This is a genomic window from Pelatocladus sp. BLCC-F211 (genome assembly GCF_041928655.1).
Taxonomy (GTDB): domain Bacteria; phylum Cyanobacteriota; class Cyanobacteriia; order Cyanobacteriales; family Nostocaceae; genus Pelatocladus.
Genome location: NZ_JBHFLM010000065.1, coordinates 1 through 11,749 on the forward strand (window position 1 = coordinate 1; position 11,749 = coordinate 11,749).

Annotated in this window: 8 protein-coding genes and 1 pseudogene; 4 read left to right on the plus strand and 5 right to left on the minus strand. The window is 40.2% G+C overall.

What is annotated here, in order from left to right:
* Positions 1–142: 142 nt before the first annotated feature.
* Positions 143–565: pseudogene (locus ACE1AT_RS07625) on the minus strand (FHA domain-containing protein); the annotation flags it as partial.
* A 345-nt stretch (positions 566–910) separates the two neighbouring features.
* Between ACE1AT_RS07625 and ACE1AT_RS07630 the strand changes: the two are divergent.
* Complete coding sequence (locus ACE1AT_RS07630) at positions 911–2,422, plus strand: VanZ family protein (protein WP_374866905.1); 1,512 nt, start codon at positions 911–913, stop codon at positions 2,420–2,422.
* Between the two features lie 133 nt (positions 2,423–2,555).
* A complete protein-coding gene (locus tag ACE1AT_RS07635; RefSeq protein ID WP_374866907.1) occupies positions 2,556–4,016 on the plus strand; it encodes a protein kinase in 1,461 nt (486 codons plus the stop codon).
* Between the two features lie 161 nt (positions 4,017–4,177).
* Here ACE1AT_RS07635 and ylqF read toward each other — a convergent pair whose 3' ends face one another.
* Together ylqF and ACE1AT_RS07645 are read right to left on the minus strand one after the other, a co-directional pair.
* The gene (gene ylqF / locus ACE1AT_RS07640; protein ID WP_374866909.1) at positions 4,178–5,062 is read right to left on the minus strand and encodes a ribosome biogenesis GTPase YlqF; all 885 of its coding nucleotides are present in this window, start codon (positions 5,060–5,062) and stop codon (positions 4,178–4,180) included.
* A gap of 108 nt (positions 5,063–5,170) precedes the next feature.
* The gene (locus ACE1AT_RS07645) at positions 5,171–5,578 is read right to left on the minus strand and encodes a VOC family protein (RefSeq protein WP_374866911.1); all 408 of its coding nucleotides are present in this window, start codon (positions 5,576–5,578) and stop codon (positions 5,171–5,173) included.
* A 123-nt stretch (positions 5,579–5,701) separates the two neighbouring features.
* On the opposite strand from ACE1AT_RS07645, the gene ACE1AT_RS07650 reads away from it, so the two are divergent.
* Positions 5,702–6,379: an ATP-dependent Zn protease gene (locus ACE1AT_RS07650; RefSeq protein WP_374866913.1), complete on the plus strand. Its 678-nt coding sequence runs from the start codon at positions 5,702–5,704 to the stop codon at positions 6,377–6,379.
* Positions 6,380–6,392: 13 nt separating this feature from the next.
* Here the strand turns inward: ACE1AT_RS07650 and ACE1AT_RS07655 are convergent, their stop codons facing one another.
* Together ACE1AT_RS07655 and ACE1AT_RS07660 are read right to left on the minus strand one after the other, a co-directional pair.
* A complete protein-coding gene (locus ACE1AT_RS07655; RefSeq protein WP_374866915.1) occupies positions 6,393–7,400 on the minus strand; it encodes a GGDEF domain-containing protein in 1,008 nt (335 codons plus the stop codon).
* A gap of 887 nt (positions 7,401–8,287) precedes the next feature.
* Positions 8,288–8,491: a heavy-metal-associated domain-containing protein gene (locus ACE1AT_RS07660; RefSeq protein WP_374866917.1), complete on the minus strand. Its 204-nt coding sequence runs from the start codon at positions 8,489–8,491 to the stop codon at positions 8,288–8,290.
* 451 nt (positions 8,492–8,942) lie between these two features.
* On the opposite strand from ACE1AT_RS07660, the gene alaS reads away from it, so the two are divergent.
* Entirely contained in the window at positions 8,943–11,606 is a 2,664-nt protein-coding gene (gene alaS, locus ACE1AT_RS07665; RefSeq protein WP_374866919.1) for an alanine--tRNA ligase, read from the plus strand.
* Positions 11,607–11,749: the final 143 nt, after the last annotated feature.

Sequence of the window (11,749 nt, forward strand, 5' to 3'; positions counted from 1 at the left end):
AATCTTGCAAAAGCTAGGGAAGGGCATTCCCGAAGTAACGCTAATGGACTAGTAACCTCTACTTTGCTTGGTGAAAACCTGGTAGAGCAAGTAACTAGGATGAAATTAGAATCCCCGTCTCTTTAGAGCGGGGAGTGTCAACTTTGTTGCTGATATCGCCATTGTGGCTATCAGCTTGTATCCACTGTTCTTGCAGCTGTTTTACATTGTGAAAAATAGTTTTTTGTTCGGCTGTGTCCACCTGTTTTGGTATGACTGTTTCCACAGGTTCCCCCAACAGTACGACTACACTCACATCTCCCAGCCAAATAATATCGCCGTGACGCACCTGTTGGGGAGAAGTGACAAGGCGATCGTTCAACTGTGTGCCGTTTTTGCTGCCCATGTCCTCAATACTCCACATATCGGCAGCTGTTTTCAACAAACGAGCGTGACAACGGGAAACCCCCCCAAAGGGCAAGTACAAATCACACTCTGGTAATCGCCCGATGGTGAAGACATCTTGATTGACTGTTACTGTTCTTTCTGTGTTTCCCTCTTGCAAACGCAGTTTGAGTTCAATCATGGTTGTGATTAATCTATGGGGGGATATGCCAGGTTTAAACCTTTATTCTTTATGGCACTCTCTCAACCATTCCGACAACTGCGGTTATTTAGTAAATTCTGCGGTTATTTTATCAACATAAAAAATTTAATTTACAATTTTTTTACAAAATTTTTACACAATATTTTAATTATTTAAACTTTGATTGTGCTATCTCAAATAATCAAAAATACTTATATTAAGATTGGTAAATCACTAGAATTTTAATGAGAATTTTACCTAGCTATTACGTAATTCAATAAAATTAAAGGGAATACATATTTAGATAGATAAAATTAGTAAATTGTATAAGTACAATCGGCGGCTATGAATAAACGTCAAATAGTTCGTAACGCTCATTTTGTCGAATTCACTAAAAATTACGCACTTATTGCTATGAGTATATTAGTAATACTGGTAGCGACACTTTATCCCTGTACCTTTTTCTTCCCAAATGATTTTTCTTGGCAAGAACTGATTGCGAGTTTTAGTAATGCTAGTTCTTTCCAAGACCAAGTCAATAATATTTTATTGTTTATACCTTTAGGGTTCTTTGCTAGCAGTGTTTTACAACGAAAAAGGGTAAACCTAGCACTGGAAATTTTAATAGTTATATTAATAAGTACAGGTTTATCAACGATTGTCGAAGTTTTGCAAGTTTTTCTGCCTGGTAGAACACCCACTCCCGCCGATATTATTAATAATAGTATCGGTGGTTTTGTGGGTTGGCTTTGCTTTAATTGGTTTTATTCTCAGAATTTTGCCTACACATTAGCGAGAATAGAGAACAACACAAATAGACAGATTAATCAAAAAATAGCTGTGTTTTGCCTGGGATACATATTATTATCATCTCTGAATTTAGTATTTTGGCAAAGTACAACCTATTTAAGTAATTGGAACTTAAATTATCCGCTAACAATTGGTAATGAAGCCACAGGGAATAGACCTTGGCAAGGTTACGTTTCTGAAGTGAATATTACTGATAGAGCCATGTCAGCTATTGAAGTTACAGAGATATTTGCAGATAAAAATTATTTTGATAACTTTGGAAATTCTCTGTTAGCTGCTTATAAATTAGATAAGAATGGCAAGTCTTACTATCGGGATAAAAGTGGCAATTTACCCAAATTATTGTGGCGTATTCAGCCTTCAGGATTTCAGGAAAATAGAGGCGCTTTGTTAAGTTCCACTAATTGGCTAGAAACAGCCGACTCTGTGAAAAAATTGAATAAAAGAATATCTCACACCTCTGAATTTACAATCAGCACAATTGTAGCTACTAGTGACACAAATCAAACTGGTCCTGCTCGAATTGTGTCAATTTCTATTGATCACTTGCGTCGTAATTTTACTTTAGGACAGCAGGGAACAGCTTTAAACTTGCGCTTAAGAACACCAATTACTGGAGAAAACGCGGGGGATATAAAACTGAATATTCCAAATGTTTTTACAGACAAACAATCGCATCATATTATCATTAGTTATTTTCGTTCAACTATTCAAGTATACGTGGATAACTTACAAGACTCTTATTCATTTAATTTGCTAGATTTAATTCCTATAGAACATAAAATATTTTACTATGCTTTGAATTTTATACCTTTAGGAATTTACTTGGCACTACTTTCTATTTTGGCTAAACATCAGCAAATAATTCATAGATTATTGCTGATTATGGGTATACTTTTACCTTCTTTGATGCTAGAAGTGTTTTTGGTGAGTGCGAACGGAAAAGAAATTAGTTGGAGAAATATATTAATTGGTATATTTTTTACAGCAAGTACAGCATTGATACTGAGAATCAGGGCTGCGATGTTAGTAAAAAAAGTAGCTTGATAGAGCGATCGCATTCCCGCAAAAATCAGATAATTTGATATATATACACAAATTTTCTGATTAATCCTGAAGAAACTACTTATGATTAGAAAAGTCTATTGTTGTTAATTTTGCATATGAGTTTAGCCGTAGCATGATTGGCAAATTGCTAGATCGGCGCTATCAGGTGGTTCAGCTACTAGGTCAAGGTGGATTCGGTCATACATATATAGCCGAAGATACTCGCCGTCCTGGAAATCCCTCCTGTGTAGTCAAGCACCTCCAACCAGTTACTAGTGATCCAGATTTTTTGGAAACAGCTAGACGCTTGTTTAAAAGAGAAGCTGAAACCCTGGAAAAACTAGGTAATCATGACCAAATTCCTCGACTACTTGCTTACTTTGAGGAAGACGAAGAATTTTATCTGGTGCAAGAATTTGTTCCTGGTAATCCCCTATCGATGGAATTGCAACCGGGTGTACAGTGGAGTGAAAACCAAGTCATTCATCTACTACAAGAAGTTTTACCCATCCTCGAATTTGTCCACAGTCACGAGGTAATTCATCAAGATATCAAGCCTCATAATATAATTCGCCGCAGTTCTGACAATAAAATGGTTTTAGTTGACTTTGGTGCTGTCAAGCAAGTGAAGATGTATTCGCAGATGACACCAGACCAACTGAAAAATGAGACAATTCCGATTGGGACACCTGGGTATATGCCAAGTGAGCAAGCACTAGGTAGACCGTATCCTAATAGTGATATTTATGCTTTGGGTATGATTGCAATTCAAGCTTTGACAGGCCTGCATCCCAAAAATTTAGGTGAAGAACCTGTAAGCGGGGAGATAATATGGCAGCATCATGCTCAAGTTAGTGATGGCTTGGCAGCTATTTTAACTAAAATGGTGCGTCAATATTACAAATACCGCTATCACTCAGCAACCGATGCGCGACAAGTAGTAGATAGCATTACTAATCCCAACACACCAATTGTTGTAGCAGGTGTTGTCAATCAGATATTAAAAGACTACTGGCAACAAGGATATTTGTCTGCAACCAAAGTGATGCGATCGCTCCAAGAACTAGCAAAACCTTGCTACATTCCACCAGATAATACCACACTTCCTCTATCCCCACCCGAATCAACACCCACAATTCCACCAACCATACGACAGGGACCACAGGGACAGAATTTGGTGAAATCTCCCCGTTTTCATTTATTTGGATCACGGGGTAAATTCCAGATGAAACGTCGCCAGTTACCATTGTTGATTTTTGGTACTGGTGCTGGCATCATCCTTACTTATGGTGTGATTACTACAAGTCGCCCACCACAACCTTCTTCTGTAACTGCAAAAAATCAAGTCCCAGAAACACAAGAAACAACTAATAAAAATCAAGCCAAAGTCAAAGAAAAAGATAGTTGTATTGTTGTTGTTAGCTCATCTAATTTACGTTCATCATCTGGACGTAGGAGAACCGGAAAAGTCGTCAAAGCCGGAAGTAAATTGACAGTTACAGGTAGAGAAGAAGGTGGATGGATAGAGATTAGCTCTCCTGAATCTGGTTGGATTTGGAAGAGTCGAACGAGAAATATTTGTGGTGGAAATTGACTGATAATTTCGAGCAGGGTACAAGAAAGCGGATTTATCTTTTGAATCAAATGAAAATCCATAGACGCACGAAGTGCGACTTCTCGACAGAGTAATCTCAAATTTCCAAGCCCCTAGATTTATCTATGGAGTCAATCCAAAATCCAAAATTCAAAATAGGATCACCAATCTGGCGGAAGTTCCAAGGGAAGCGTACCCAACAAACCCTTACGAAAATCGGTTAGAATTTGGCGTGCTGTTCGTTCAACATCACCTTTATGACGCAACTCTGCTAATTCGTGCAAGTATGATTCGCCTGTGAAGTATGTTGGTTCGAGACTGTAGCGCGATCGCAAGGGATTTTCTGGTAACAAATCGGGTGCGATCGCATAAAGTTCATTCACTAAATCTATGAATGCTGCTGCGATTAATTGATTATCGTAGGCTGCTTCGCCAATATCGTCACAAACAGCCAATTTCAATCCCGCTTCTTGGTCTTCTAACTTAGCAGGAATTACACCAGGAGCATCAAGTAATTCCAAATCTTGAGAGATTCGCACCCAACGCAATTGGCGAGTGACACCAGGACGGGCTGCACTTTCAACTACTCGTCGTCCTACCAAGCGGTTAATTAAAGCTGATTTACCAACATTTGGGAAACCAATCACCACAGCCCGGACTGGACGGGGTAACATACCGCGATCGCGTCTTCTTTGATTGAGTTCCACACCAGCGGCTTGTGCTGCTTTTGATACCGCCGTGACTCCTTGACCATGTTGGGCATTGGTAAAAAAAACTTGTTCACCTTGAGCTTTAAACCAATCCATCCACAACTGACGTACTTGGTCAGAAATCATATCTAAGCGATTCAACACCAACAGCCGTTTTTTACTTCCTACCCATTGTGGTATCTGGGGATGGAAGGTTGCTAAAGGAATGCGCGCATCCCGTACTTCTAGCACCACATCTACAAGCTTGAGTTGTTCTTTCAGGTTCTTTTCAGCTTTGGCAATGTGACCGGGATACCACTGAATTAGATTTAATTTATAGTTTTGCGTTATACCCATTTTTTTTAGGAATTAGACGCGATTAATCGCGTCTGTACAATAGTCATTTGTCCATGGTAAGTCAATAATGACTAGAAACTAATTCTCATTTCTAATAGTTTTGACTAATTAACTGTAGATGCTGGATTGATGTAAAATCAAACGGTTGCCATCAGGATCATAGGCGTAAATTTCTCTGCCGTGGGATGCGGTGATGATTTCTCCTGGTGGGGGATAGCCTAAAACACTCAAGTGAGTGATCGCATCTTCTAAGTTACTTACCTCTAAACACAAACTGATTTTGCTTTTAGTGGAACGCTCAAATTCTAAATAATGGGTTTGTTTTGGTTTAAATATTCCTAATTTTAAACTAGGTAGTTGAAACTCAGCATACACATTAGAAATGATCGCTTCTGGTTTTTGATTAAAAAAATTAGTATAAAAACTAACTAATCTTTCAAACTCAAAAGATGCTAAAGTCACAAGTGCGTCAGTACATTGAAATAGCATAAAACGCCAACTACAAACTCCTTGCATTTTAAAATTGTTTGTAGAGTTTGACAGTACCCCTGGGGGTACTCCGGTAATTTTTACTCATACTTGCTGCGATCGCTTCATAATTAAATTAAGAAATATAAAGCAGCTAGATATTAATCAAGCATGAGTAAAACAGCCCTAAATTTAGTCGCAATTTTTATCTTTCTTATGACCCTCTCTACTCTGCTGGGGTCAATGTTTAATTTATCGCCCACCATACCAGCACTTGCTACCTTCACGATTTTGGGGATAGCCACTTTCGATTCTTTCAGCTTGCAAGGTAAGGGGGGAACTATATTTTTAGATTGGGTAGCGGCGTTTTCTCCCGAACACAGAGAACGCATCATTCATCATGAAGCTGGACACTTTTTGGTTGCGTATCTTTTAGGTATTCCGGTTATTGGTTATACGCTCAGTGCTTGGGAAGCCTGGAAACAAAAACAACCAGGACAGGGTGGTGTGAGTTTTGATGATGCTGAGTTGGCATCTCAATTAGAACGGGGTAGCCTTAGCGCCCAAATGGTAGATCGCTACTGTACCGTATGGATGGCAGGTATTACTGCTGAAACTTTAGTGTATGAAAATGCTGAAGGTGGGGCTGATGATAAAAGCAAACTAGCAGGAGTTTTGAAGAGTTTGGGTTTTTCTGCGTCTGCTTGCGAACAAAAACAGCGCTTTTGTGCGTTGCAAGCCAAAACCCTCCTGCAAGAAAATTGGTCAGCTTATCAAGCTTTGGTAGATGCGATGCGACAGAAGGCAACAGTTTCAGAATGCGTAAAAATAATTGACGAGAAATTATAAAATTATGAAATTTTTAAGAAGAAACTACCCGCAGATGAGAGGTATGGTGAGACAAGTAATTCTCACAGCTAATCACACAATTACGTCCAGCCGCTTTTGCTTGCAATAGACATTGATCAGCACGGTTCAACAGACTGATCCCATTAACATCATCTTCCATTCGTAGACAAGCTGCTCCTAAACTAATAGTGACATTGATTGAAAGTTGATTGTTGATTGCGAATGGCTGTTCGCCCACAATACGGTTAAGACGGCGCGCCACCACAACTGCTTCATCACAACTCGTGTGGCTGAGAATGATCACAAATTCCTCTCCACCATAACGAAAAGGAGTATCCTGATACCTAAGATTTTGTCGCACTCGGTTAGACAATAACTGCAATAAGCGATCGCCAACTAAATGTCCGTAGGTATCGTTAACTTTTTTAAAATAATCAACGTCCAAAATAATCAAACTCAAAGGAGTACCGTTAGTACGGGCTTTTTGGATTTGTCTGGGTAAATCCCACTCTAAGGCCCGACGATTACTCAATTCTGTCAGTGAATCAGCCAAGGCGATCGCCGACAATAAATCATTTGTGCGGATTAAATCACGATATTTTTGTGCTTTTCGCAAACCAACATTTAATTGTGCTAACAACAGGCTTTGGCTACTACTTAATTCTGTTGGAGACTGCCATATATACGCATCAGCTCCTTCTTGAAGTGCGATCGAAGTCATTTCTAATTCCCAGTCCCTACCATACTTACTTCTATCAAGAAGTAATTGAGAGCGATCCTCCAAAAGAATACAGTAGATCCAAGATAATTTGGTCTGTTCTTTTAACCAACAACAGAGTTCTAGAGAGCCATCACAACTTGCTTGGAGAATTAATATATCGGGTGGTGTGCTTTGAATGCAAGATATCGCCTGATTAAGATTAGTGATAACTTCTAAATTAAAAGAATTTGCATCACATATCTGATCTGGAAGTCTGGCGATAAATTTATCACTTCCAAAGATCAGAATAGAAATCTTCATTGTTCTGCTTTTTGCCTCATTTCAACTTTGAGGGAATAACTCTAGTCAAACCTATTCAGGTTTAATGTCTTTACTCAAATATACTTACATGTCTAGTTAGGGGTATGACCTCTTAATTTTATTGTTTATCTGTGCGAACTACAAGCAACTTTTTTTCAATGTTTATCTCCTGAAAAGACTAATTATTATTACAGTGTCTACAGTTAATATTGCTGATACCTAATTTCTGTCGAGATCACCTGAATTTAAAACAGTAAAAATACTGAATAATCTTTTTATGTATAAAAGTATTACTGTAATTTCCAGGATTCAATCCTTTAAGATTTTAAGAAGATAAAAGTATTGCCTTAATTATTTTCCGCAAAAACTAAATTTCCTTGTCCGTATAACTTTCAGGTATTTATGTACTGACATCAGCTTCATGAATAATTTGATTTAATTATCCGTGATTACCGCTACGTACTGACATACCCTACAAAACTGTATAATTATCACCTCGGTGTTACAGTCAAAATTTAAGCATTAAAAGGCAATAGGGACTCTTGCAATAAATACTCTTGAAAATCTTACCCCACAACTATTAATCAGAGTAAAAAATCAAATAATTCAGAAAAAGCTATGCGGAATTATTTGAGTTATGAATGAATTAATTACACAAATCAAGGATCAGGTAAAGGAACAGGTTTACAAGGGTAATTTTTCCCTTTACCTTTTGACATTTAAAACTTTCCTTTCCTGTAATGGTGCAAAATTACTTTTGCAAATTAAGTAAATCTGCGAAAATAAACATAACACGAGTTACGAAACGTAAATATCATTGAAACCCTTAGCAATGACCAAGAACCAATGACATATCCGAATCGGAAATTTTGGTGTTGAAAGAATAATTATTGATAGCCTTCAATAGTATATCCAGCAGCAACAATTGCTTGCTTAATGGACTCTTCCGATGCTGCGGATTCTACGGTGACAGTTTTAGCTTTGACATCCACTGCGACTTTTGCATCAGGTTCCATCGTGTGAATAGATTCTTGAATTGTCTCAGCACAACCTTCACACGCTATATTTGGGACTGTTAATTTCAGTGCCATAAACGACCTCTATAGATGAAAATAGTACGATTTTGAGACTTTTATTTTATTCAACCTAACTTAATCTCATCATCCTACTAAAGTCTGGAAATTGTGCAGCTTTATATAGCGGCACATCAGACAGCGACTTTGTCAAAAGTTGGTTATGGAATTACACTGAGCTAGTAATCCCCCTTGAGAAGTATTACGTAATTGGTGGTACAGCAGCCCTATTCTGCGGCATACTTTTTGTGTAAGAGAGACTAGTACCGCTTCGCGGAAGTCAAAAGTCAAAAGTCTTTTATTTCAGGCTTTTAGGCTGTTTTAAACGGTCTGTTTATTTACGCCGTGCTGTACTAGTTAGTGGTTAGTGGTTAGTGGTTAGTAGTTAGTAGTTGTTCCAACCAACGACCAACAAACAACAACCAACAACTAACAGTCTCCCAACTCCCTAGTCTTCGTGTAAAAACCCATGTCTTTTCATCCCCAGTACCTCGGCGGTAACGAAATACGCACCTTATTCCTTGACTTCTATTCCCAACGGGGACACCAGATACTCCCAAGTGCTTCCCTTGTTCCAGAAGATCCGACAGTACTGCTGACGATCGCGGGGATGCTACCATTTAAACCGATATTTTTGGGACAGCGCACCTCAGAATTCAAACGGGCGACGACTTCCCAAAAATGCATCCGCACCAATGATATCGAAAACGTCGGACGCACCAAACGCCATCAAACATTCTTTGAAATGCTGGGTAACTTCAGCTTTGGTGACTATTTCAAAGAACAAGCGATCGCTTGGGGTTGGGAAATTTCGACAACTGTCTTTAAATTACCCCCAGAACGCCTCGTTGTCAGCGTCTACGAAGAAGATGACGAAGCTTACACAATTTGGCGGGATAAAATCGGTGTCTCAGAAAAGCGCATCAAGCGCATGGGTGCAGATGATAATTTTTGGGCAGTTGGCCCCACTGGCCCTTGTGGCCCTTGTTCAGAAATCTATTATGATTTCCATCCAGAACGGGGTGACGACAATATCGATTTAGAAGATGACACCCGGTTTATTGAGTTTTACAACCTCGTTTTCATGCAATATAACCGGGATGCAGAAGGCAATTTAACACCGCTTGCTAACAAAAACATCGATACCGGGATGGGTTTGGAGAGAATGGCGCAGATTCTCCAAAGTGTTCCCAACAACTACGAAACTGATTTAATTTTCCCGATTATAAAAAAAGCGACAGAAATCGCTGGTATCGACTACACCGAAAGTAGCGAAAAAACCAAAGTCTCTTTAAAAGTCATTGGCGATCACGTTCGTGCTGTTATTCATATGATCGCTGATGAAATTCGCGCTTCCAACGTCGGACGTGGTTATGTATTGCGGCGGTTAATTCGGCGGGTGGTACGTCACGGGCGTTTAATTGGTATTTACCGTAGAGACGTTACAGGTAACGTCTTTACACCCCAAGTTGCGGAAGTTGCTATTTCCCTCGCCGAAGATGCTTATCCCAGTCTCCGCCAACGGGAAAATAACATTAAAGCAGAATTGCAACGAGAAGAATCTCGCTTCCTGCAAACTTTGGAAAGAGGCGAAAAACTGCTTGAGGAAATTATTGCTCAGGTGAAACAACAAGGTAAAACCCAAATTAGCGGTGAAGATGCTTTCACTCTGTTTGATACTTACGGTTTCCCCTTAGAACTAACTCAAGAAATTGCTGAGGAAAACAACCTCACAGTTGATGTTGCTAGCTTCGATGTGGAAATGGAAAAGCAGAGACAACGCGCCAGAGAAGCCCACGAAACTATCGATTTAACTGTGCAAGGTTCTCTCGACAAGTTAGCAGAACACATCCACGCTACGGAATTTTTAGGTTATACAGAACCAACAGCAACTGCGAAAGTGGAAGCGATACTTGTAAACGGTATTGCTGAAGAAGAAGCAGAAACAGGAACAGATGTGCAAATTGTCCTCGACAAAACGCCATTCTATGCAGAGTCGGGTGGACAAATTGGTGATCAGGGTTATTTGAGTGGTGAGGGTGTCGTCGTTACAATTAATGATGTCAAGAAAGAATCGGATTTTTATATTCACTTCGGACGCATCGAACGCGGTACGCTGAGAGTTGGCGATGCTGTTTCCGCCCAAATTGATCGCGCTTGTCGCCGTCGCGCCCAAGCTAACCACACCGCCACTCACCTACTGCAAGCGGCGTTAAAGAAAATCGTCGATGATACAATCTCGCAAGCGGGTTCTTTGGTGGACTTCGACAGATTGCGCTTTGACTTTAATTGTCCTCGCGCATTGACTTCTGAAGAAATCCAGCAAGTTGAAGAACAGGTAAATACTTGGATTGCAGAGGCGCACTCAGCAAAAGTAGCAATTTTACCCATCGCCGAAGCAAAAGCCAAAGGTGCGATCGCGATGTTTGGGGAAAAATATGGCGATGAAGTGCGCGTAATTGATTTTCCTGGCGTGTCAATGGAATTATGTGGCGGGACTCATGTCAGTAATACCGCTGAGATTGGTGTATTTAAAATTATCTCTGAAGCTGGTGTTGCTTCTGGAGTGCGGCGGATTGAAGCTGTATCTGGACCAGCAATTCTAGATTACTTGCATGTCCGCGATACAGTAGTCAAAGATTTAAGCGACAGATTCAAAGTTAAGCCAGAAGAGTTACCAGACAGAATTACAACTCTGCAAAATGAACTGAGAACCAGCCAAAAGGAATTAGAAAATCTCAAATCACAGTTGGCGATCGTCAAATCTGACCAACTCTTGCAAACTGTGGAAACTGTAGGCGATTATCAAATTCTTGTCGCCCAGTTGGAAGACGTTGATGCAGAGTCTTTGAAAACTGCTGCGGAACGGTTACAGCAAAAAGTTGGTGCAGGTGCGGCGGTGGTGCTGGGTTCGGTTCCCGAAGTCGGGAAAGTTAGCTTAGTGGCTGCTTTTTCAAGAGAAGTCAATCAGAAGGGACTGCAAGCTGGTAAATTTATCGGTGCGATCGCCAAAATCTGTGGCGGTGGCGGCGGTGGAAGACCAAATTTAGCCCAAGCCGGCGGACGCGATGCGAGTAAGTTACCAGAGGCGTTGGAGAAGGCGCGGGGTGATTTGAAGTCAGGGTTGGGTTAGTCTCAATACGGTTCAGTTAAGGCTAAAAACTAAAACTAGCGTAGGTTGGGGAGCCAGTGCGTTGCGGGGGTCCCAAGAGTTGTAGCACCTGGCGTTTGAGGAACGTAGACGCGCCCTGCGCGGCTTCTCGCAGAGTAACCCAA